Raw genomic sequence first — 21,310 nt, 5'->3', positions numbered from 1 at the left:
CCAAATCCCCGATCCAGCCGCTTCAGGCGGGGACACTGGGCGTGGAAAGGGTGGGCGGACGAACCCTGTCGGCGCCGGTGAGGGCGCACCGATTCCCTTCATCTCCGCCCAGGTGACAGGTGAGCGGCGCCTGGTCGCAGCCGTGGGCGATCACTGACGTTTCGGCGGTGGTCGAGCATCGACTTGAGGAATGAACCCCGTCGAATCCCTTCATCAAGGCCTAAGCAACGCACCCAGCCTTGCAAAGATGCCGCCATTCATAGCGGCGCGCACACGAAGTGCTGCCCATCCGGCCTTCATCGTTGCGCCGACATGACAATGGCAAACAATGTCGTGCAGTTGCCAGTTGGACAGTTCGAAAAACTTCCGGGCCGCACCATAAGTATCGTCCTTCAGACCCTGCGCCCTCAGAATTGGGTCTTCGAACGCAACGCTGATCGGCGACGAAAGGCAACGCGCTTCGTTGCGCTCATCGGGGCTCATATATTCGGTGCCCGGGAGCGCTCCAAGGCATCGATCTGGTTGGTGTTCAAGGAGGTTTGCCCAGCGCTCAAGGCGTTGCCTACGCGTCATTGCTGGATATTCCGCGTTCACCTCCGCGATAACGTTCAGTTGTTCAAGTGTCTGGTGTTTCATAGCAAGCTGCTCCCATTGGGCAGGTTTTCCTTGCTTTCCGAGATCGCGACAGGCCCCGTCGCCATCGCCAAGTCCCGAACCTTGCTTTCTCGGCAAAGTTCCATGGCGTCGAAAATTTGGGTACCGCTGGCGGAGCCTCGATGTCAGCCCGGAAGTTGCCGTCACCAGGCTCATCGAGCCGCAGGCTCTGAAGGCGCGAGCCACCAGGCTGGCAAAATCTGCTCTGGTCCTGCCGAACCCATTGGGAGGCGATACGGTTCGGCTTGCAAAATATCTGAGGGACCGCGGGCGCGCGGAGCGAATCCGATTGGCGGGACAAGAATATACCTGAGGCAACGGGGCAGTCCCGCTCGCCCAACAAGGTGGACTCTCGATTTCGGCCCACACACGGTTCTACGGTTGGCCGCCGACCGCGCGGCCTTATTACTTCGGGTTCCGTTCGGTCGCCGGGCCATTGAGGCACCGAAGGAACTCTCTAGACTGTTGGGCTTTCAAGCGCATATCCACCCAGTCTGACGGTGCGAATGACGTCGTGGTGAGGAGACTGCTTGATCGATCTTCTTAGCCGACTGATGTGAACGTCGACCGTGCGCGGGCCGACATAGACATTGCTGGGCCAAGCAGCCCCGATCAGTTCTTCACGGCTGAGCACCTTCCCCGGGTGCTCAAGCATATGCCGCAGCAGCTTGAACTCGATCGGCCCCAGCTCGATCTCCCGACCGCTGCAGCGCACATGATGCGTGTCGATCTGCATTTCTATGTCGCCATGGCTCAGCGATATCGCGCTCTGCAGTTGCAATCGCGAGCGCCGCTCGGCTCCGAGCCTGGATCGCAGGTAGTCCAGCAGCTTGGCTGGCGCCAGCGGTCTGATGAAACTCTCATCGATCCCCGATTTCAGCAGCACAATGTGTTGGGGTTCCGCACCGGGCGCAATCAAGGCGATGACGGGAAGGGTGCTGGTCCTGTCGTCCTGTCTAAGCCGGGCGCAGCTATCCGCCATCTGATTGTCCGGCCGGCAGTCCAGCAGCAAGGCCTGAACGGACAGTTGGCCGGCCAACTCGAGCATCTCGTCGGCATTGGTTGCTAATGCGCTTTCAAAGCCGTCCACCGCAAGAATGTGGCTCAGGATCAGATAGAATTCCGCGTGATCCGAGCATATGATGATCAGTGGCTTCATGGCGTCGCTCGCGTTTCGGCGGGTCGCTGGGTAGGTTGCTCGTCCCTCGTGCGCACCCGCTTACCCAACCATTTACCGGGGTCCCACAACATCCGGCTTCGACCTTTTATCCTGTCGCTGGCCTGACGACAGTCAGCTCCTAAGCACGCGGGTGCTTTGCTGGTCCCGCACCTCTGTAGGCCAGCCAACCTGGTTCAGTTGATGATTGGCAACTGCTCTGGAGAGAGCTCGCTCAAAAACTCGACCCCGGCCTCGCGGACATAGATGACCTCTTCGAACTGGAAGACAGCGCCATTGATTTCCAGCTTGGGCTCCAGGTGCAAGATCATGCCAGGTCTTATCGTTTCTGGATTGGCCTTGGAGATGGACGGAGGTTCTGTCACATCGAGACCTCCACCGTGCCCGATACGTGAAACAAGCCCATAGGCGGGCGGCAGGCCCGCGTCGGACCAAAGCTGCTCGAAGGCGCCGAAAACGTCCCCGCATGTCATCCCCGCCCTGACGCTCGTTGCAAGGGCCACCGTCAGCGCACGCGTTCGTTCGTAGGCGTCTATCTCCCAGTTTTCCGGCGCCCCGCCGCGAGCGATGCGGTTTCTGTCCGCAGGGTAGCCCCCATAGGTCGATCGAAAATCCGTCCACACATACTGGCCAGCCTGCAGGGGATGCAGGCCTGGCGGGCGGCCGTAATTGAACTCGCCCCTGCAGAATGTCATGGCAATCGGATCGGCACGGTCGGCGCCGTTCATGATGATGCGCGCCTGGATCTGGCGGGAAAGCTCGACCTCGGTAATGCCGAGACGCGCCTGCGAAACAGCATTGTCGAAAGCTGCATTGACGATCTCGAAGGAAACGCGCTTGAGATCCGCTTCGAACGGCGATTTGATCATGCGCGTGCGCCACAGCAGATCGACCGCGCTCTCCAGCCTGTGCCCGCGCGTCCTCAAGCCGTCGACGATCTCCAGCGAACCGCGACCGGCCATGTCCTGTCCATAGTCAACCGCGACCCTGCCAGTGGCGGCCAGGTCGCGGGCTCGGACCGCCTCGACGATGGTTTGCGCACCTTCGGCCAGATACCCCGCGTAGTACACGATCGCGAAAGGTCGGTGCCGCGCTTCGAGGTTTCTGGTCTCGATCCTGTTGGCGATGACGCGGACATCCTGATGGTCGATCACCAGGAACAAGGGGCGCGAGTGATAGCCCCAGGACAAGGTCCTGTAGTCGGTGAAGTATTCGACATTCTTCTGGTCGGTGAGGACCAGCGCGTCAATATCTTCGTCTGCCATCTCGCGTCGCACCGCGGCAAGCCGCCTGGTCAGCTCGGCCACTGCAACATCGGGCGAGGGTGGAACTGGAAGCATGATTGCCTGCTCCTTATTCTAAAGCTCGTAGCGTCAGCCGGACGCCGGGTCGGTTCTCGTCCGCCGCTTAGGGGTTGGGTGATCGGCGTCGATTTCGACCACGCAAGCCAGCCGGTCGAACGGAGATTCGGTTATGCCGAACACCGAAACAGATCTTTCGGTCGTGCTCAGCCTGTAGAGGCGACGAAGGGTCGGATATCCGTTCGGAAGGGCGAATGTCTGCTGTGCTTCATTCGAGGCCGGCGCGGCATCGATCAGCAGCTTGGTCTTGGTGAAACGCGTGCCGTGCTCGCGCAGGACATCGCCGATGAATTTGTCCCTGAACTCGTCAAGCATCTGATCGCTCACCGGGTGAGGCAGGTAGGATGTGTCGTACATGATTGGTGTCTCGTCGGCTAAGATCACCTTGCGCACGCACAGCATCAATCCAGTGGGCGGTTCAAGCACGTCGAAGGCTGGGTCTTGTATTTTTTCGCGCGTCAACGAGATGAGCTCAATGGACGGCTTCAGGCCGAGCCGCAGGGCGTTTTCATAGGAGGTAAGAGAAAAATCGAGATCGCGAATGAACCGTCGCTGCTCCCGGACAAAGGTCCCCAACCCGGGTACCGACCGCAGGATTCCGGCCGACTGAAGATCCCGCAACGCCCGCTTGATGGTGATTGCGCTGACGCCAAAGTCCTCGGCCAGCGCTGCGGCGGAAGGCAGCGGCTGACCGGCACCATATTGCGCATCCCGCACGCGGCGCGTGATCTCCTGCCGTACGGTTTCATGAAGAGCAGTCCCGATCTGTCCGGCCATTCTCGCCCTCGCAAGGTATACTAGGAATACCTACCGCAGCCAGAAAGCGATGTCCATACCCCACGCAGGCCGGAGCGCCGAACGCGGATTTAACAAAAATAAAACTTATCCTTCACCTGATCTTGACATACCTGATATACCTGGTCTACCTGACGCAACGTTGACGTGGAGAACACCGCATGCACAACACGGTCGGACTGCTCAGGAAAATGGCGACTGCTGTGGCGGCGTGCGCCATTCTCGTTGCAGGCGCCAACAGCCTCCGGGCTGAAACGACAGGTGAGCGGGTCTTGCGCGAGGGGAAGATCGTAATCGGCATTTCGAATGGCGCGCCGTGGGGATACCGCGGTGCCGACGGCGAGCCGGAAGGCTTTCACCCCGACCTGATCAAAGCTGCGTTCAAAGGCCTCGGCGTCGATCGGGTGGAAATCGTGGTCACCGAGTTCGGCGCCCTTATTCCCGGCCTGACGGCGCAGCGGTTCGATGCCATCGCGGCCGGACTCGCCATCACGCCGCAACGTTGTGAGCTCGTCGCCTTCAGCGACCCCGATCTGAAGATCGCCGACGCCGCCCTGGTCGCCAAGGGCAATCCGAAGAACGTCCACAGCTATGCTCAGATCGCAGCAAATCCTCAGATAAGGTTTGGGATTGGGCGAGGCAGCGTGACGGCCAAGAATGCTGCGGCCGCCGGTGTCCCCGAAAGCACGATGCTGCTGTTTCCCGACATACAGTCGAATGTCTCGGCTCTGCTCACAGGCAGGATCGACGTCGCCGCATTTTCAGCGCCGACGGTGGCTCGCATCTTGTCCGACCCAAATGTCAAAGGCATCGAACGCGCATTGCCATTCCAAGGCCTGCAGGAGAACGGCAAGGAACGCTTCGGCTATTCAGCTATCGCCTTCCGCAAGGAGGATGGTGACCTTCGTGACATGTATAATTCCCGTCTCAAACTCTTGAAGAGCGACGGAACCCTGGCCCACATCATGGCCAAGAACGGCTTCAGCCATGAGGAGGCAGCACCGGATCTGACCAGTGAGCAGGTTTGCGCGGGGCAGGGCTGACCCGGACGCCCCGGGGATCGGCGGCAAGACACGTCGCGGCATCAGCGCGAGACGGTCAGGCTCTCGGAGCACGGAGCGTGCAGGATCAGGGATGTGCAGGCGTGACTATCGTTGAGATATTGGTCGGAATTTTCGCCGGCTTCCGGACCACGGCAACGGTAACCCTACTGGGCCTGCTGTTTGCCGTGCCCTTCGCCTTGATCTTCGGCGTGTCGCAGTATCTGACACGCGGCATCGCCCGTATCGCCGTCAGCGCCATCATCGAATTCTGGCGCAGTTCCGCAGTCATCATACTGCTGTTCGTCTTTTATTATGCGCTGCCTGTCATCGGTATCCAAATGCCAGCGACTATTGTCAGCGCCATGGTGCTGGGGCTCAATGCGGGAGGATACGCCAGCCAGGCCGTCAGAGGCGGACTTCAGTCGCTAGACCGGGGGCAGATCGAAGCTGCCGCGGCCCTCGGACTGCCGCGACGCCATATCCTTGTACTGATCGAGCTCCCTCAAGCGCTGACCAGGATGGCACCGACCTTCATCAACCAATTCATCCAGCTGGTTAAAGGAACGGCGCTCGTTTCCCTCGTTACGCTGACGGACATGACCTTTCGGGCAAAGGAGATCGCCGAGCTCCAATACAATCCCGTCGGCGTCTACACATCGCTTCTGCTCGCCTATTTCGTAGTCTGTTACCCAGTCGCGCTATTTGGCCGATGGGTCGAGCAGCGCATCGGCGTGGCAACGAGGTTATCCAGTGACCTTTGATCTCGAATTCGCCCTCTCGACCGTCCCCACGATCCTCAGCGTTATCGGAACCACGATCGGCGTGGCGCTGGCGAGTTGCGCGGGGGCCTCGGCGCTGGGCTTCTGCCTCGAGATCACCAGGCGGGCGGCGTCCGTTGCCGGCTATGTGGTGCGCTTCATGATCGACTTCATCCGGTCCACGCCGGTGCTGGCATGGCTCTATTTTCTCTATTTCGTGCTGCCGCACTACGGGATTACGCTGCCGGCGCTGTTGGTCGGCACACTGGCACTGAGCGTCTATTTCAGCGGCTATCTCGCCGAGGTATTCAAGGCGGGCATCGACGCTATTCCTGCAGGCCAGGCCGAAGCCGCCAAGGCGCTGGGACTGAGCCAGACTGACATCGTGGTGTTCATCCTGGCTCCCCAGATGTTGCGCAACGTCGCGGCCCCGGTCGGCAGCTACTTTGTCTCGATCCTGAAGGCTACGCCCTACCTCGCCGTCATCGCCGTACCGGAGATGCTGGGCAAGGCGTTGGATATCGCCTCGGACACCTACCGCTATGCCGAACCGCTGACTGTGGCCGGCATTGCCTTCCTTCTCCTCGCGCTCGCGGTCGCATGGCTGGTCGGCCGGATTGAACGCCAGCTGCTTGGGCCGACTAGAAGATGAATGAGCTCATGCGACAGGGCAGCTCCCAAACCACCGATATCGGGCAGGCAGCTGGCGCGCCAAAATCCGCCCAGCCGCCAGCGCTGGAGACGGTAGCGCTCAACAAATGGTTCGGCAGCTTTCAGGCTCTGAAGGACGTCGACCTCGTTGCGGCGCAGGGCGCGCGGATCGTGATTTGCGGTCCCTCCGGATCGGGAAAATCGACGCTCGTCAGATGCCTGAATGGTCTGGAGACCTTTCAGAAAGGCGCGGTTCGGGTCGGTGGCGTGGATCTCAGTCGAGACCGCAGGCAGTTGCAGAGACTGCGGCGCGGGATCGGCATGGTGTTTCAGCAGTTCAACCTGTTTCCGCATTTAACGGTGATGGCCAATTGCACCCTCGCTCTTAAGCGCGTGCTCGGGCAGTCGAAGACCGAGGCCGCAGGCATGGCGCTTCGCCATCTCGAACGGGTGAGGGTTGCCGACCAGGCACGCAAATATCCCAGCCAGCTGTCCGGCGGCCAGCAGCAGCGCGTTGCCATCGCTCGCGCGCTGTGCCTGAATCCCAAGATCATGCTGTTCGATGAACCGACCTCTTCGCTTGATCCGGAGATGGTCAAGGAGGTGCTCGACGTCATGACCGACCTCGCCAGGGACGGCACCACCATGCTTTGCGTCACCCATGAAATGGGCTTTGCCCGCGAGGTCGCCGACCAGATCGTTTTCATGGACCAGGGACGCATTGTCGAGCTCGCGTCCCCGACAACCTTCTTCACCGCGCCAAGCCAGGAGCGGACGCGGCTTTTCCTGGAAAAGATGCTTCGCTGAATGGAGAAGGTAGACATGGCCGCTGAGACACGGATCTGGACCCCGGTTGACTACGAGGCCGACGGCAAGCAGTCGGACTGTCTGAGGCTGCCGCATTCGACCGACCTGTCCGCTTACGGTTTCGTACCCATACCGCTGGTCTGCATTAAAAATAGCGGCGGCCCAACGGCGCTGCTCATCGCTGGCAATCATGGCGACGAGTATGAGGGCCAGATCGCCCTCTGCAAGCTCGCCCGCGAGATTCGCCGTGACCAGGTTTCGGGGCGGCTGATCATCCTTCCGGCGCTTAATTTTCCCGCCGTCGCCGCCGGCCGCCGGGTATCGCCGCTCGATCAAGGCAATCTCAATCGTACGTTTCCCGGCGATGCCGCCGGTTCGCCCACCCAGATGATCGCCCATTACGTGTGCGAGGTGTTGATCCCGATGGCCGACATCGTCGTTGATCTTCACTCTGGAGGGCGCTCTCTCGATTATGTGCCGAGCGCGCTCGTGCGGCCGGGGCGGACCTCCGAGGAACATGAACAACTGCTGCGTCTATTGCGGCTGTTTGGCGCGCCAATAAGCTTTGTCAGCGATGGCACGGGGGGTGGCGGACTGACCACCCTGGCGGCGGCGGCGCAGGACAGGGGCGCGCTGGTTCTAACCACCGAGCTTGGCGGCGGTGCGACCTTGTCCAAAGAAGGTCTGGCGCTCGCCGAAGCTGGATTGAAGCGCCTGCTGAAAGGCCACGGAATCTTGCGCGAGGTCGTCGTCCAACCGGCTCCGCCGACGCGGGTCATGACCGTCAAAGGCCATAGCGCCTTCGTCTACGCCCGCGAGCGCGGTATCTTCGAGCCGGCCGCCGATATCTGCGATGAGGTGGTCGGCGGCCAGCTTGCCGGCCACATTCACTTTCCCGACCTGCCGACGCGCGAACCCGAAACGCTGCTCTTCGAAAGCTCCGGACTCGTCGCGTGCCGCAGGGCGCCATCGCTTACCGAGCCCGGCGACTGCCTGTTCAAGGTGATGGCCGACCTGGACGCCCGACCAAATCGGCTGGCACATGCTTAGCTCGGAGCCTCGGCTCAATCCGCGCGTGAGTGGGATGCGCTGTATTCGCTGCCACGCCGTGTTTGCCGTGGCGGATTACTTCGAAGGTTGCCCGGCCTGTCTTGAACAGAACATGCCGGCAAGCCTGGCGATAGAGTATGAGGAATTCCCCTGCTGCCTCGAGCGGCCTTCTGAATGGCAGGTCTACCCGTCCTGTCCGACCTTGGGTGAGGGCAACACACCTCTGGTGGGGATGGACGAGCTTGCACATGAGGTCGGCGTCCGCGCGCTCCATGTCAAGAACGAGGGCACCAATCCAACCGGGTCGCACAAAGACCGCATGAGCCGGTTTGTCGTCCAGCGCGCGTTGCAGAGCGGCGCCTCGACGGTTGCCGCCGCCTCCAGCGGCAATGCCGGCGTGTCACTTGCCGCCTACGCGGCTCAGGCGGGGCTCGACTGCGTGATCGTCACCACGCCTGAGATGAACCCGAACTGGCGGCGAGCGATCGAAATGCACGGCGCGACCTTGCTGGCCGCGCAAACACCGCAACGCCGCTGGCAGGTGCTCGCCGATCGCGTCCGCGCCGGCGACTGGTATCCGGCCACCAACTTCATTGTTCCGGCAGTAGGCAGCAATCCGTTCGGGGTGGATGGCTACAGATCGCTTGCTTTCGAGCTGTTTCTTCAGCTTGGCGCCCAGGCATGCAGCGACGTTGTCGTTCCGACATCGCGGGCGGATCTGCTTTGGGGCATCGCGCGCGGCTACCGCGATCTGCAAAGGTCCGGTCTCAGCGGCGAGCCGCCCCGCATCCATGCCGTCGAGCCCTTCGCACGCATATCAAGGGTACTTGCGGGCGCCGATTACCGCGGCCACTTCGAAGGTCATTCGGCTTTGACGTCGATCGGCGGATCGACGGTCACCTACCAGGCCGTTGAGGCGATTGCCGCGTGCGGGGGATCGGCAGTTGCCGTTGAGGAGGAACCGACCTACGACGACCAAGCGCGGCTGGCGCGCTACGGTCTTTATCTCGAACTGTCGAGCGCGGCAGCCTTGACCGGCTTGCGAAAGTTGGTCGCGCAGCGCACGGTCGGGCGGGAAGCCGCGGTCGTGCTGGTCGGCACTTCGAGCGGCGCTTCAGAATATCGCGCTTTTCCCAATGCCATTGCCTCTGCCGACTAGTCTAGAGACTAGCAGAGCTTCGTTGCGGCTTGCGGTCACATCAGGGCATTTCCGCCTTATGCAGAACGCGCTAGACCAGCAACGGCGATGATCATCTTCAGCCTGCCCGCAGCCGATCGGGCTGTCTCGTCTGGGCTGCATTTGGTGTTCCGCGCCGAACGGCGGCTTGCGCCTATCCCGCCCGTTCACAGTGCAAGCTGAGGACCCTGTGGGTGAACAGCCGCGTCGGCGGGCTCGCGGCACGTCCACCGGGTGCTTAAGTGGGACAGAATGGGCCCAGAACGGCATTGGCTGCGGTCAGTACCAATACGCTAGAGGTTGGCGCCGGAGTTTCGCCGCGCTTGGCGCGGCAAACCGGTGCCCGTCCGCGTCGGGGACGCTCGGACCCGGGAACCGACCATGAGCCTAAGGAAGGGGCTGACACGTCAGCCAAACTCCTGGAAGACGGACATCAGCAGGACGTGGTGGGGCTCGCCATTGATCATGACGGGCATCATATTGGCCGTGGTCGGGTCCGTGGTCCGCATCGTGCGGGCCTTGGCGGCGGCCTTTTCGACCACCAGCTTCGACATCTTGTCGGTGGCGGTGACCGTGGCCTTGAAGGTCGCGGTGCCGCCGTAGATCAGGTGCGCAGCGTCGGGCGCGTCGATGGCATTGCCGGCGAGGCCCACATACGTGAGCTCCTCGGTGAAGTCTTCGTCGATGCCGCGGGCGCCCGACAGGTAGATGAGGTTGAGCTCGTCTTGAACCAGTAGTCCGAGAGGCGGTCCTTGCCGATTTTGCGGATATTGTGGACCGTGCGCTTGCGGCTCATCTTGCTCCCGGCGGAGACGCCGTGACGCAGCTGATCGATCCTCACCTGGTCGGAGAAGAAGCGGAGGTTTTCTTCCTTGCCCTGCAGCCGCGCGTCGCCGGCGGTGGGCTTCTGGCGCAGCTGCACCGAGAGATCGAAGTCGATGGTGTCGCCGGCGTCGGATTCGAGATCGGTGCGGCGCTGGATGACAGCGTTGTCGCTCTCCGACACGAACTTGCGGTCGAAGTCTTTTCTTGGTCGTGTCGAGGAAGAGAGACCCCGACCACTTCTTTTGGGCTTTCGGGTCGCCGAATGCGATGGTCGTAGGACCGGCCATGACGTGCCTCTCCGTTGAGGATTTAGCACGTCATGCGCAATCGAGCCTTGATACGATGGATTGCAGTTTCCCGCAACCGGGGGTCAGGTCGACGATTGAGAGGGAGGCGCTGAGCCAGCCGGCAAGGAGGCTCGATATCGCCATAGCTACCTGACCCGCACGAAGGTTTCGTACACGACGGGCTGGAATGTCTCAATCGTACACGAGCGGACTTCTGAATTCGTAGGGCGTATACAGCAGCATCGTTTGATACGTTTTGGGCGCGGACGACTGGGAGAACGCGTGCTCTTGCCCCCTTTGGAGCGAGAGCCATGCACGAGCAGGTCGAGCGAAGCAGAAGTTTGCTTCTGCAACGGATGAACCTGGCCGACTTCGAGCTAATGGAGCCACATCTCGAAAGCGTTCGTCTGGATCTGCGCGCGTCATTGGAAAAAGCCGGCGAAGAGATCCAATTTGTCTACTTCGTTGAAAGCGGGCTCGCCTCGGTCGTCGCGAGCACCGGGGGAGGCTACGAGGCCGAAGTTGGCGTGATCGGGTTCGAAGGCATGACCGGGTCGGCTTTGATCATGGGCGATCATCAGGCCACGCACGACTGCTTTGTGCAAATGACGTGCGAGGCGCTGCGGATGCAAGCGTCGGCGTTCGTGGCGGTATTGAGCCAAAGCAACACGCTTCGGACATTCCTCCTGCGATATGTTCACGCCCTTCATCTCCAGACGACATACACCGCGCTACTGAATGTGCGCTGCACGATTGATGAACGACTGGCAAGATGGCTGCTGATGTGTGCAGACCGCGTCATTGGCAACAGGCTTGCGATCACGCATGCCTTTCTTTCGATCATGCTTGGGGTGAGGCGCCCGGGCGTGACGCTAGCGCTACAGATCCTGGAGGGACAGGGACTGATTCAAGCCCGACGAGGAGAGGTCACAATACGGGATCGAGCGGGGCTGTTGGCCCTGGCGGGCCCCGGTTACGGTCCGCCAGAGGCCCAGTACCGACGACTGGTCACAGTGTTAGCTCCCGGTTGAATCTCCGGTAGGACCAAAAGCGCAGGCCTTGCTCCTACGGTTGGACGGCGTGGCGGGCGGCAAGCCGCTCTAGCAGCTTGCGGGATTCCTCGATTACGCGGCGCGTCTCATCGATGTCTGAGCGCAGATTCTCAACGTGTGCCACCGCCCGTTGCTGATAGAGGCGCGCGGTAACATTGAAGTAATCGTCAGGCTCCCAAGGGTCCATCGTTATCGCGCCTGTTTCGAACTAGCTCGAACGTAACCTTCACCACAAAAATTGGTTCGCTCGAACCATCATGGACGTGCAAGGCGACCTCTCGGAACGTGCCGTCCGGCATTTTGTCCCTGGCTATTTCTAACAGTGCCTTTGCCGCCTCGTCTTCAGCGGATTTCAGGCTCGGAAGGTCGGTTCCTTCAGTGTCCGGCTAGGCGGTTCCGTTGTCGGTTAAATCGAAATAATAGACAGCCATCGTCGCAAACGGAAAGTCGCAGGTTTTTGTTCCTTCTACCTAAGCTGCACCGCGCGGATGGTTACTGCCTTACTTTCCTGACGATCCAGTCCAACAAACCGTCGTCAAGAAGTTCGCACCCGGTAAACTCGAAAATCAGGTTCCTGGCTACGGGCTTCGGCGGCGCCCGAAGTTTCCATGGTCCGGGAGCGGGAATGTTTTGGCCCCGATGACCTGGCGGCTCTAAGCTGTGCCCCTGGTGCTGCGAGAACGCAATATATTAGCGGTAGCTTGACGAAACGGTTGGCCGCCCCAGAGTCATAGTTATGGCAAAGGCCATCAATATCGGCGACGAGGTCGTAATCACCGCCACGGTGCGCAAGCGGGTCACTGAGGACCGGGTGAGCGTTTCCATCCCCTCCTATGGCCAACCCCACTCGGTGATCGACCTCGCAACGAAGGTACAGAAGGGGCAGCATATCGAGTTAATTGGCAACGTCACCCACATTGACGAAAACCGCGTGACGGTGAACCTGGGCGCTCCAGTCACAGTCGACGCCGCTGTCGTCAGGCTGGTGAGCGCTTACAAGCCGCCAACCAGAAGGGCGCCGCTGGTGGAAAAGCCGACATGAGGCCGGCCCATCGTGCATCATGATCCTGCCCGGACGTGGCGGCGGCTATCGGGATTTCACAAACAGGGGCGGAGCTTAGCCCTCCTCTCATCGTTAGGGCGGCCAACGTATAATGAATGGTCCATGATTGCATGACGGCAAAGTCCTTGTGGTTGAAGACGAGCCTGTCATATTGCTTGACCTCGATTTCGCGCTGACCAACGCCGGCTTCAACGTCGTTGCTACCAACAACGCCGCAGGCGCGATTGAGGCGTTCGACAACGACCCGTCAACAATCCGGCTCTCGTCGCAGACATTCATCTGGGGCCGGGAAAGCGAGGTTGGGATGTCGCTCGACATCTTCGGCAGGCAAATCCCAGCTTGCCAGTCGTTTACGCCACCGGCGACACTACCTCACACTGAGGTGCGGAAGGGGTGTCGAATAGCATCATCATCTGGAAACCGTTTTTTATGGCCAGATAGTCACGGCAATATCGACGCTGATCAACTCCCAGCGGGGACCTGCAGCCGGCGACCTGACGCCTGGTTACGGGAATCTGGGGATCTCCTCGCGGATATAGCCGCGGCAATGATCGATGACCTCTGGCTCCAGCGTGGCGTGTCGAGCGTCGCGCCGAAATGCCGGCTGCAAGAAGATTGTTTCACCCTGTCTCTCCCGGCGCCGTGAAGCAGCAGATCCGACGTCAAAACCAACTGATTTGGCGGCCCGGTGGAGGCAACTGCACAAAAAAAGACAATGGCGTTCTTGGAACGTTATCACCGGCGGGCTTCGCGCGGGCCGCGCAAGCAAAGTCCGCTTCTCGCCTTCGTCTCAATGACACGGAGCCAGTTTTCTTCCTGTCGCGCGAATGTACCGGGCTGGCCAAGGTGTGCTTCTGCCGCGTTGAACGGCAAGGGGCTGTGACCATCCTCGATGACACAGCTGAGCCCGCGGCCATGACCTCAACCCGATGCTGCGGTACCTCGCACCCCTCGAAAACCTCCGCCGCCAAGCGATGTTCCGGGCGCCATTTAGCCGGGTGGAGTGAGTATGATAACCGACGGCGGGATCGCGGCCGAAACAGCGGACAAACGCTCACGCCTGGTCAGAACAGGCTTTTCATAGTTCTCTTCACGGCGGGGCCTCGGCATCCGTTTAGCCATAGCGGCGGCTCGGTCGTTCGCAAGCGCAAAGGGCCAAACCGCCAGTCCACAACCACAATGCTAGTTCGTCTAAGCTGGCGGCGGTTGCCAGTTAAGCTCGGTGCGTCATTCGAACAGACGAGCAGGCTTCGCGGTGGCACCGCATGAAGCAAAATCCGGCCGCGTGGCCACACTTGCTGCGTGAAAAAACGTGCGCCCGCAGCAGGCATTGGGCTACGAGGGGCCTGCACCCTCGAAAGAGAAGGCGCGGGCCGGCCAAGCTGCCCGCGTGGCCAACAGCGAGGAAGGGACGTCTGCGAGAGCGCTGGGTCGTCCGAGCCATCTGATGGCGACATTTCACAACGCATGCCAGTGATCCTGGCGCCGGCCGACTACATGCGCTGGCTGGGTCCAGAGCCGAATCCGCGCGACCTGATGAAGCCGTTCGCTTCCGACCTGATGAAGATGTGGCCCATCGACAGCATGGTCGGTTCGCCGCGCAACAACACGCCCGAGGATGGAATCGGGCAGCGGCCGAGCGACTTGTTCAAGGTTTGACCCAGGCTGATCGGTCCGTCGTTCATTCATCGACCAATTCAAGGAATAGATAGTTTTCTGGCACCATATCAACGGCCCAATCGGCGCAACACGCCTCGATCGCAGCCTTGTTTGCGTCCATCCACACGCTGGCCGCAGGATCCTGGTCTTCATCCGGCTCCATCTCCTCCTGAAAGCTGGCGTCGTCACAGCCTTCCAGCGCAAACATTCCATCTGCGGCCTGCTCGGGTGCAAGACCGGCGACTGCAAAGACGTTCTTCGCCGCCTCGATGCCGCGCTGTTTCTCTTCCGCAGACGCCCCTTTGATTTCCAACCGAGGCCTCATCACTCGCCTCCTGCGACTATCCGTCCGTAAGTGAACGAAATGAGAACAAAAGAGTCAAGTGTGGCTTGACGAGGCACGAAATGTTCCTTGAGGAGCATGGCGCACGATCCACCCGACAGGTCGGGAAAGGAGACTGGGCACACTATGCTTGCGAAAGTGGAATGCAGCTGCGGCCAGTCCGGCACTGCAGAGCGGCCGATCTCATGATTGCCACGGCGGCGGCGGCGACCCGCTGGCGCTGAAATTTGACTGCAGCCGGTGCAAGCCGCAGATCAACGCCAGGCATTTGGAACTGCACCCCGAGCACCTTGCGGAGTGGCGGATGACTACAAGCCCGTGAAATCGGCGGCAAGAACACTTGATAACTGAACGCTTCAAGGGGTCTTCTTCCTGGCGTTGATTGCTGGCTCAAGCCGGTGAGCTTTTTGTTTTCAGACGTGCTAATATGACCGCTCGGCAATGGGACGGGGGCGTCGCATGCGGGTCATTCTATTTGCAATTGTGGTGCTGCTGTTCATGGGGAGCGGCTTTTGGCTGGCTGCCGAACTGGTGATCGCAGGCGGTTGACACGCATGCCAAAAGATTTGGCGCTGGTCGACCGAATGGCCACATGCAGGGCGGTTGCAGAAGAAAGATGCTCTTCAATATGCTGCTCCAATGGAGTTTGCCGGGGACCGGCGGCCCAACACCAGAGGCTTCGTCAGGGGAGCTGCAACATCCGGCCATGCCAAATGTCGAGGTGATGACTGGGTCATCGGTTGTGTCCTCAACTATGGTGATGGCAAAGTTGCCATTCAAAGCGGCAGAAGCACAGGCTGGCCAGCCTGTCATGTTCCGGCGACAGGAAGAAAACTGGCTGAGGGTAACCGAGTTGAAAGGCGAGAGGCGGACCTTCGCTTACGTCATTCGGCAGCGTTTGTGAACAGCGCTCGATGCCGAGTCATGACGCTGCTCTTCCTGAATGGCAATCAAGTGCCGGTAAGGCGGACCGCGAAATGCCATCAGGAAAGTCCGGGCTGGCTCAAGCCGGCGCGTGACGCAAGTGTTGTGTCCATCAGCCTCTCAAACGCGACTGCAGTGACTGGCTCGGGGCCGAATGGTTGCCGACTAGATGCCGCTCTCGTGTTGACGTTCTCACTGAACACGGGGGCAACAGCTGCTGGGCGGTTTCCGCTTCACTTGATTTCAAACCAGCCCTCGACGCGACTTCACAGGCAGCTGGACCACGCAAAGCTTAGCAGCGAATCGAAGGTAGCTGGCGTGAGCCGGTCCTGATCAACACCGTCGATGGCCTCGCTGCCCCGAGATGGAGACACCGTCCGGATATTCAAATGACCGTGGCGCATGCCTGGATGGCGCAGTGCTGTCGAGCGACGTCGTTGAGGGTGTTGTACAGCTGGCATGAGCCGCTTGGTATCGCCCTGAAGGGCACGCGACACCGGGCTCGCTTGATCTTTATGGCAACCCGAAAAAGCTTACGCGCGGTGAGGGCACGTCATTCCTGGGTCAGGGCCAGGACGAATGCGTAAGCGAGGCTTCATTCATCGTCAGGCGGACCGAACGACATCGACATCGCGCATCGCACTGGGGAATGCCCTCTGACATGCGCATCGAGCGGGCATGCCGCCGGCACGCCGCTTAGTCGAGGCCCAGATCACAAGTCGACCCCGGCGCGGTGCCTTTGGCACCTGGAATGTCGATATGCGCCGGCAGGTTGTTCGTCTGACTGCTAGGCGGAAGTCTCGAATCCCCGTGCGGCTCATTTTCATTGCTGATCCATACCATCAGAAGTCCGGTCGTTGCGCATCCTTGAATTCCGCAATAGGGAAGTCGAGGGGACAATACAGGAGTTACAATTGACCAATACCGAGAGCTTTGACCCGATAGGTTTGACGGCCGAGATCGTGGCCGCCTATGTCCAGAACAATCCGGTTCCGACCGCAGGCTTGCCTGATCTGATTGCCGGCGTGCATGCCGCGCTGTTGAAGCTGGAGCAGCCGGAGATCGCCGCCAAACCAGCGCCGGTCGCTGCTGTGAACCCAAAGAAGTCTGTCTTTCCCGACTACATCGTCAGTTTGGAGGACGGCCGAAAATTCAGGTCGATGAAGCGTCATTTGGGTCTGCTTGGCATGACGCCCGATGAATACAGGGCCAAATGGGGCTTGGCCAAGGACTATCCGATGGTCGCGCCAAGCTATGCCGCCCAACGGTCCGCCTTGGCGAAATCGATCGGGCTCGGCCGCAAAGCCGCCCCGCCCAAACCGGCGCGGGCGAAGCGGAAAGCGAATGCATAAGCGGCAGGGCGTTCATTGTTCGGCGCTTGGTTGAGCCGCCAGGCAAATGAGCAACGGAGCGATCTCTCCCTGCTTGAGCAAACCCACGGACCGGATGAGTTGATCGAGCTCGGCACGCGAAAGGATGTCGCGGCCGAGGTCGTGCAGCTTTTCGCCTACGGCCAAGTCATCCATCGGGTTGTTGGCGTCGCCAAGCGGTAGGGGCACGTCAATGACGCGCTCGCGCGCTCCAGCAACCATGGTCACTCGCGCTGGCGTGCGCCGCGGAAAAATCCCGGCCAGGTCGTGGGGGTAGCGGATTTCGACTTTCGCCGCGAGCGCCACCACCTCCGGATCCATGAGCGAGCAAGGACGCAAGGGGCGGAAGGCGGCCGCGCCGCGCAGTGCGGCCAATGCCGCGGCAAAAGGCACTGAAAACTGTCCGCCTTCGAGCGACTTCGGTGCGATTTCGTTGGGCAGTTTCCGCGCTTCTGGAAAGATCTCCACGACGAGGCGGTCGATCGGCAGCCCTGGATCACGATCCGCAACGAGCGCGAGCACGGCATCGATGACCGGGTGCGTATAGCGGCAGGCGGCGTAGGGTTTGAGGTAGGTCTCGGCGATAAGCCAGCGGCTGCCAAGGTCGGCGGTTAGGGCGCCGACATCATAGGCGTGGGCCCGGTCCAGCAAATCGATCGAGCCGCTCATGCCGGCCTCGGCCCGGCCGGCGGCGAAGACCGCCGAGACCGTCGACCACGGGCTGCTGCCCTTGACGGAGCTTGCCTGGCAATCGCCTTGCGGCAGGTTTTGCGGCGCTTCGGGGCCGGCTATCGCGAGTGCATGGGCGAGCTGGTCGACTTGCATACCGCGCAGCCATCCGATGGCGGCCGCGACGCCGAAGCCAGTCCATTGGCCGCTGGCAAAGCTCATCGTATCGGTGAAGCGGCGGGCGGCGGCGATGCGCAGGGCAACATCATAGCCTAGCGCGGTCGCGGTGAGCACATCACGACCATCGCTGCCCAGCCTTGCCGCTTCCATCAGCACGGCCGGGACGATGGCAGCACCCGGGTGACCCGCCGCAAGACAATGGCCGTCATCGACGTCGAGCGAACTCGCCGCAGCGCAATTGGCAAACAGGGCGCCGAGCGGATGCAGCCCGGCCTCGGCGAACCAGGCATGTGCCGCACCTGCTCCAAAACAGGCTCTGGCGGCAATGCGCGACAGCCGCGCATTCTCGGTCGGCACGCCGCCGAGGAGAGCCGCGATCGTATCGAGAATGGCGCGTTGCGTCTTCTCGATGACCATATCAGGCAGGTCCCGGCGCCCCGCATCACAGGCAAAATCGGCAAACCGCTGCGTCACGAGTCGCATAGCTTCCTCCCATCAATCATAATATACCTAGTATACCTGCATTGCCAAAATGGAAAGCCCGCACTCGCGGCGACGCTCAGCCGCAGCCGCGCGGAATCCTTACCGTCAGAATGGTTTGATCGCCGATTGGGCCGTGGAAGATTTGACCAGTGTCGCTGAAACCCGCATTGAGATAGGCCGATTTCGCCGTCGCATTGCGGATGTTGACGGCAAGCATCAGCCGCTTGACCCCGGGGCGCTTCCGCCGCAGCCACGAGATCGCCAGATCCACTCCGGCGCGGCCGTAACCCCTACCTTGCAAGGTGCGACAAACGCGGAAACTGTGCAATGTGACCGCGTCGTTTGGCGCCCACAGGGGCAATGCAAGTCTCTCGCGAAGAATGAAGAAGCCGACCGTCTTGTCGGCGGCGACAATGGCTAGGGGGTGCTCAAACTGCGGATAGCGGCTGTTTTGCAGTCCGTCAAAGACCACATCCACGTCGCCGGCGAACTGTTCCTGCTCAGGATCGAGCAGCAACGTCTTGATGGCAGCCCGATCGCAGAGCGCCACGCGCTGCAGGCTGATCCCGTCCAGGCGCGACACGATCGACGTGGCCCGCACCTTCCCAGTTGTCGTCGCGCCGGATGTCGATGGCGATCTCATGGCTTTGTCCTCGCTTCACATGGCCCGGTCAGCCGGCGATCATCGTCGCTGGGCGCATCGATGGGGCTAGCAGGGCGCCGTTGCATCACAGGATTGCGCAGCTTGCGGCCGCAAACAGGCCGGCGAGACCCGGAAGAGGTGGCGGACCGGCATGGCATGTGGGGCGCCCACCACACCCCGGCCATTGCATCATCGGCGCACGAAAGCCTCAAAATCCATTGCTTTGTCCGCCGCCCAGGTTAAGCCCATCATCGGCCCGCGCCAGGACTTGTTGCAGCGTTCTGCGCCTCCAGGAGAAGCGGGACCATGCTGACATCGGCTCGCTCGGCGCGCCGACAGTGACCGGGAAGGCAGGCAGTGGACTCGGCCAGCCAGCAATCGTTGCAAGCCATTGCTGGTCGTAGACAGTCTCGACATAGCGGTGGCCCTCGTCTGGAAAGAGCACGACCACCTTCTTGTCGGGATTGTTGTGAGACCACCATTGGGCAACCCTGTAAGCGGCGCCACTGGTCGGGCCCATGAAAAGCCCGTGCTGGCGATGAAGCTGATGGGTGGCTTGGAAGACCTCCACTGGCGTCAGCCAGTGGACCTCGTCGAACTGGCTGTGATCGACATTGGCGGGAAGGATGTTGCCGCCCAGACCGCTCAGGTTGAGCCTACCACTCGGCTGGCCAAACAGCACGCTGCCGGGCGTATCGACGCCTATCGCATGCAGATCGGGAAACAGCGTGCGCAGGTAATGCGATGTGCCGCTCATCGAACCACCCGATCCGACCGGGCCGACCAGGCAGTCCACCTTGCCGACCCTGTCGATCAACTTTTCGGCGACCTTGCCGTAGGAGAGCGCGTTGTCGCGATTGTCGTACTGCGAGGGCCAGTAGCTGCCGGGAATATCGCGCAGATACTCGTGCAGACGATCGAGGCGCGCTTGCTGCAGCCCGCCCGCAGGCGCTGGGCTGTCGACGATCGCCACCTCGGCGCCGAGTTCGATAAGGCGCCGATGAAGATGGCGATCGAGCGCCCAGTCGCTGACCAGGATCAACCTGTAGCCGTGCTGTACCGCCAGCATGGCGAGGGCAAGGCCAAAGGTTCCAGACGAGGATTCGCAGATTATCCCTCCCGGTCTCAACCGTCCCTGTTCGACGGCGCGTTCGAGCATGAAGCGAGCCGGTAGAAGCTTCATCAGGAAGAAAGAGGCGCTGAAGAGAGTGGCGCTGAGCGGAACGAGGCGAGGACCCTCGAATTCTTCCAGCCTGCGCATCAACATGTGGACAGACATCATGCTTCTCCCCGCGCCCCAAAGTGGTCAGTGACGGAAGATTGCCGGGTCGAAACCAGACCCTCTCAAAGCGTCCGCCGCGCCATCGATGTTTGCCGAGGCTTTTGGATCGAGCCCATCGAACATCAGTCCGACGACCGTGCCGCTATGGGCGACCTGGATGCCGACAGCATCGAAACGGCAGCCGATGGCTTCGATCTCGTCCAGACCGGGCTTTGGCAGGAAGCGCTCGTTGATGCGCGCGCTTGCCGTCGCAACTCGGCCAAGCATGCGGATATCCGCATGCTTGATGGCCGTGCGCAGCAGGCTGCGCAGCGGCCGGAAGGTCTCGATTTCCGAGGCATCGTAGCGCGCCGGCTGGTATTCGAGTGTGTCGACGGTCACATCCGGCGTTGTGTCGACGCTGATCAGATCGACAGGAGGCAGAGGTCTGCGGAAAGCTTCCAGGACGATCCCGTCACGATGGGCGAACAGCACCGCCTGTTGTTTGAAGAGGGTGGAGTCACAGGCCGTCTCGGCGCTGACCGCGATGCGCATGACCTCGTCCGACGCCGCCTCGATCTCCAGCCACCCCAGCACAGCCTGGATGCTCGCAAGCACGTCGGCCGTGGACGATCCCATACCGCGGCCGACCGGGACGTTGCTGTCTATGGCGAGATTCCCGCCGGTGCCCCTTTGGCCAAACCTTGCGATGGTCAATTCCGCGGCGCGCCTGGCTTTGTCGCACGATTCCGGCGTCACAGCCACGAGATCGCCGTCGCCTGCGCTGAACCTGGCCCTCGATTGCAGCTGACGACAGGGGAGCGAGACCAGCGCGCGCCGCAGCCGAGCGCCGTCGTCCTCGAACAGGCCCTGAACCAATTCGCCGTGGTGGCCGAAGGCCACGCCAATTCCAGCTCCGTCCAGCATGAGACGACCCCTAAGAACAACGTATTAGATTATCCTGATGTAAACTCTGCCAGAGACTTTCATTTTAGGCGCCGGCGCGCAACAACAAACAAACTAAGCTTTTGTGCTATATACGTTACACCTTGTTTGTCTAGTATGTTAAGAGCATTAA

20 protein-coding genes and 2 pseudogenes are annotated in these 21,310 nt (G+C 61.1%); 12 read left to right on the top strand and 10 right to left on the bottom strand.

The window, feature by feature from the left end:
* Positions 1-213 precede the first annotated feature (213 nt).
* From FJ543_RS23525 to FJ543_RS23510, 4 genes are all read right to left on the bottom strand, one after another.
* Positions 214-636, bottom strand: a complete 423-nt coding sequence (locus tag FJ543_RS23525; protein ID WP_140877560.1) for a hypothetical protein — start codon at positions 634-636, stop codon at positions 214-216.
* Between the two features lie 475 nt (positions 637-1,111).
* A complete protein-coding gene (locus FJ543_RS23520; RefSeq protein WP_140877558.1) occupies positions 1,112-1,813 on the bottom strand; it encodes a response regulator transcription factor in 702 nt (233 codons plus the stop codon).
* 194 nt (positions 1,814-2,007) lie between these two features.
* A complete protein-coding gene (locus FJ543_RS23515) occupies positions 2,008-3,171 on the bottom strand; it encodes a M24 family metallopeptidase (protein ID WP_140877557.1) in 1,164 nt (387 codons plus the stop codon).
* 33 nt (positions 3,172-3,204) lie between these two features.
* Positions 3,205-3,969 (bottom strand): GntR family transcriptional regulator, encoded by a 765-nt coding sequence (locus FJ543_RS23510; RefSeq protein ID WP_140877555.1) that lies wholly within the window; start codon positions 3,967-3,969, stop codon positions 3,205-3,207.
* A gap of 179 nt (positions 3,970-4,148) precedes the next feature.
* On the opposite strand from FJ543_RS23510, the gene ehuB reads away from it, so the two are divergent.
* The 6 genes from ehuB to FJ543_RS23480 all read left to right on the top strand — a co-directional run bounded on the left by ehuB (position 4,149) and on the right by FJ543_RS23480 (position 9,455).
* Positions 4,149-5,030, top strand: coding sequence for an ectoine/hydroxyectoine ABC transporter substrate-binding protein EhuB (ehuB, locus tag FJ543_RS23505; RefSeq protein ID WP_246678861.1), 882 nt, complete (start codon positions 4,149-4,151; stop codon positions 5,028-5,030).
* Positions 5,031-5,131: 101 nt separating this feature from the next.
* A complete protein-coding gene (locus tag FJ543_RS23500; protein WP_140877553.1) occupies positions 5,132-5,791 on the top strand; it encodes an amino acid ABC transporter permease in 660 nt (219 codons plus the stop codon).
* The gene (locus FJ543_RS23495) at positions 5,781-6,440 is read left to right on the top strand and encodes an ABC transporter permease subunit (protein WP_140877551.1); all 660 of its coding nucleotides are present in this window, start codon (positions 5,781-5,783) and stop codon (positions 6,438-6,440) included. The genes FJ543_RS23500 and FJ543_RS23495 overlap by 11 nt, the downstream gene beginning before the upstream one ends.
* An 8-nt stretch (positions 6,441-6,448) precedes the next feature.
* Complete coding sequence (locus FJ543_RS23490; protein WP_140877549.1) at positions 6,449-7,246, top strand: amino acid ABC transporter ATP-binding protein; 798 nt, start codon at positions 6,449-6,451, stop codon at positions 7,244-7,246.
* Positions 7,247-7,261: 15 nt separating this feature from the next.
* A complete protein-coding gene (locus tag FJ543_RS23485) occupies positions 7,262-8,296 on the top strand; it encodes a succinylglutamate desuccinylase/aspartoacylase family protein (RefSeq protein ID WP_140877547.1) in 1,035 nt (344 codons plus the stop codon).
* Complete coding sequence (locus FJ543_RS23480) at positions 8,289-9,455, top strand: pyridoxal-phosphate dependent enzyme (protein ID WP_140877545.1); 1,167 nt, start codon at positions 8,289-8,291, stop codon at positions 9,453-9,455. Before FJ543_RS23485 ends, FJ543_RS23480 begins: the two co-directional genes overlap by 8 nt.
* A 425-nt stretch (positions 9,456-9,880) precedes the next feature.
* Here FJ543_RS23480 and FJ543_RS23475 read toward each other — a convergent pair.
* Positions 9,881-10,479: pseudogene (locus FJ543_RS23475) on the bottom strand (N4-gp56 family major capsid protein).
* A gap of 417 nt (positions 10,480-10,896) precedes the next feature.
* On the opposite strand from FJ543_RS23475, the gene FJ543_RS23470 reads away from it, so the two are divergent.
* The 4 genes and pseudogenes from FJ543_RS23470 to FJ543_RS23455 all read left to right on the top strand — a co-directional run.
* Complete coding sequence (locus tag FJ543_RS23470; RefSeq protein ID WP_140877543.1) at positions 10,897-11,616, top strand: Crp/Fnr family transcriptional regulator; 720 nt, start codon at positions 10,897-10,899, stop codon at positions 11,614-11,616.
* Between the two features lie 757 nt (positions 11,617-12,373).
* Positions 12,374-12,679, top strand: a complete 306-nt coding sequence (locus FJ543_RS23465; protein WP_140877541.1) for a hypothetical protein — start codon at positions 12,374-12,376, stop codon at positions 12,677-12,679.
* A gap of 127 nt (positions 12,680-12,806) precedes the next feature.
* Positions 12,807-13,346 (top strand): hypothetical protein, encoded by a 540-nt coding sequence (locus FJ543_RS23460; protein WP_246678860.1) that lies wholly within the window; start codon positions 12,807-12,809, stop codon positions 13,344-13,346.
* A gap of 789 nt (positions 13,347-14,135) precedes the next feature.
* Positions 14,136-14,359 (top strand): annotated as a pseudogene (locus tag FJ543_RS23455) (SOS response-associated peptidase family protein); the annotation flags it as partial.
* 22 nt (positions 14,360-14,381) lie between these two features.
* Here FJ543_RS23455 and FJ543_RS23450 read toward each other — a convergent pair.
* Entirely contained in the window at positions 14,382-14,672 is a 291-nt protein-coding gene (locus tag FJ543_RS23450; RefSeq protein WP_140877539.1) for a hypothetical protein, read from the bottom strand.
* Between the two features lie 646 nt (positions 14,673-15,318).
* Here FJ543_RS23450 and FJ543_RS23445 point away from each other — a divergent pair.
* Positions 15,319-15,606, top strand: coding sequence for a hypothetical protein (locus tag FJ543_RS23445; RefSeq protein WP_140877537.1), 288 nt, complete (start codon positions 15,319-15,321; stop codon positions 15,604-15,606).
* A gap of 934 nt (positions 15,607-16,540) precedes the next feature.
* On the top strand, positions 16,541-16,978 hold the full coding sequence (locus tag FJ543_RS23440) for a MucR family transcriptional regulator (protein WP_140877535.1): 438 nt from the start codon (positions 16,541-16,543) through the stop codon (positions 16,976-16,978).
* A gap of 12 nt (positions 16,979-16,990) precedes the next feature.
* Here the strand turns inward: FJ543_RS23440 and FJ543_RS23435 are convergent, their stop codons facing one another.
* The 4 genes from FJ543_RS23435 to FJ543_RS23420 all read right to left on the bottom strand — a co-directional run bounded on the left by FJ543_RS23435 (position 16,991) and on the right by FJ543_RS23420 (position 21,159).
* Entirely contained in the window at positions 16,991-18,328 is a 1,338-nt protein-coding gene (locus tag FJ543_RS23435) for an MmgE/PrpD family protein (RefSeq protein WP_140877533.1), read from the bottom strand.
* Positions 18,329-18,404: 76 nt separating this feature from the next.
* On the bottom strand, positions 18,405-18,971 hold the full coding sequence (locus FJ543_RS23430; RefSeq protein ID WP_140877531.1) for a GNAT family N-acetyltransferase: 567 nt from the start codon (positions 18,969-18,971) through the stop codon (positions 18,405-18,407).
* Positions 18,972-19,179: 208 nt separating this feature from the next.
* The gene (locus FJ543_RS23425; RefSeq protein ID WP_140716016.1) at positions 19,180-20,250 is read right to left on the bottom strand and encodes a pyridoxal-phosphate dependent enzyme; all 1,071 of its coding nucleotides are present in this window, start codon (positions 20,248-20,250) and stop codon (positions 19,180-19,182) included.
* Positions 20,251-20,277: 27 nt separating this feature from the next.
* Positions 20,278-21,159 (bottom strand): GHMP kinase, encoded by an 882-nt coding sequence (locus FJ543_RS23420; protein ID WP_140716018.1) that lies wholly within the window; start codon positions 21,157-21,159, stop codon positions 20,278-20,280.
* Positions 21,160-21,310: the final 151 nt, after the last annotated feature.

It is taken from the genome of Mesorhizobium sp. B2-5-7 (assembly GCF_006440875.1).
Taxonomy (GTDB): Bacteria; Pseudomonadota; Alphaproteobacteria; order Rhizobiales; family Rhizobiaceae; genus Mesorhizobium; species Mesorhizobium australicum.
This window is presented reverse-complemented; position numbering and strand designations above follow the sequence as displayed.

Bases quoted from the DNA above. Each gene is read 5' to 3' on its own strand.
- FJ543_RS23525 (WP_140877560.1), bottom strand. From the start codon at position 636: ATGAAACACCAGACACTTGAACAACTGAACGTTATCGCGGAGGTGAAC.
- FJ543_RS23520 (WP_140877558.1), bottom strand. From the start codon at position 1,813: ATGAAGCCACTGATCATCATATGCTCGGATCACGCGGAATTCTATCTG.
- FJ543_RS23515 (WP_140877557.1), bottom strand. From the start codon at position 3,171: ATGCTTCCAGTTCCACCCTCGCCCGATGTTGCAGTGGCCGAGCTGACC.
- FJ543_RS23510 (WP_140877555.1), bottom strand. From the start codon at position 3,969: ATGGCCGGACAGATCGGGACTGCTCTTCATGAAACCGTACGGCAGGAG.
- ehuB (WP_246678861.1), top strand. From the start codon at position 4,149: ATGCACAACACGGTCGGACTGCTCAGGAAAATGGCGACTGCTGTGGCG.
- FJ543_RS23490 (WP_140877549.1), top strand. From the start codon at position 6,449: ATGCGACAGGGCAGCTCCCAAACCACCGATATCGGGCAGGCAGCTGGC.
- FJ543_RS23485 (WP_140877547.1), top strand. From the start codon at position 7,262: ATGGCCGCTGAGACACGGATCTGGACCCCGGTTGACTACGAGGCCGAC.
- FJ543_RS23480 (WP_140877545.1), top strand. From the start codon at position 8,289: ATGCTTAGCTCGGAGCCTCGGCTCAATCCGCGCGTGAGTGGGATGCGC.
- FJ543_RS23470 (WP_140877543.1), top strand. From the start codon at position 10,897: ATGCACGAGCAGGTCGAGCGAAGCAGAAGTTTGCTTCTGCAACGGATG.
- FJ543_RS23465 (WP_140877541.1), top strand. From the start codon at position 12,374: ATGGCAAAGGCCATCAATATCGGCGACGAGGTCGTAATCACCGCCACG.
- FJ543_RS23445 (WP_140877537.1), top strand. From the start codon at position 15,319: ATGCTCTTCAATATGCTGCTCCAATGGAGTTTGCCGGGGACCGGCGGC.
- FJ543_RS23435 (WP_140877533.1), bottom strand. From the start codon at position 18,328: ATGCGACTCGTGACGCAGCGGTTTGCCGATTTTGCCTGTGATGCGGGG.
- FJ543_RS23430 (WP_140877531.1), bottom strand. From the start codon at position 18,971: ATGAGATCGCCATCGACATCCGGCGCGACGACAACTGGGAAGGTGCGG.
- FJ543_RS23425 (WP_140716016.1), bottom strand. From the start codon at position 20,250: ATGTCTGTCCACATGTTGATGCGCAGGCTGGAAGAATTCGAGGGTCCT.
- FJ543_RS23420 (WP_140716018.1), bottom strand. From the start codon at position 21,159: ATGCTGGACGGAGCTGGAATTGGCGTGGCCTTCGGCCACCACGGCGAA.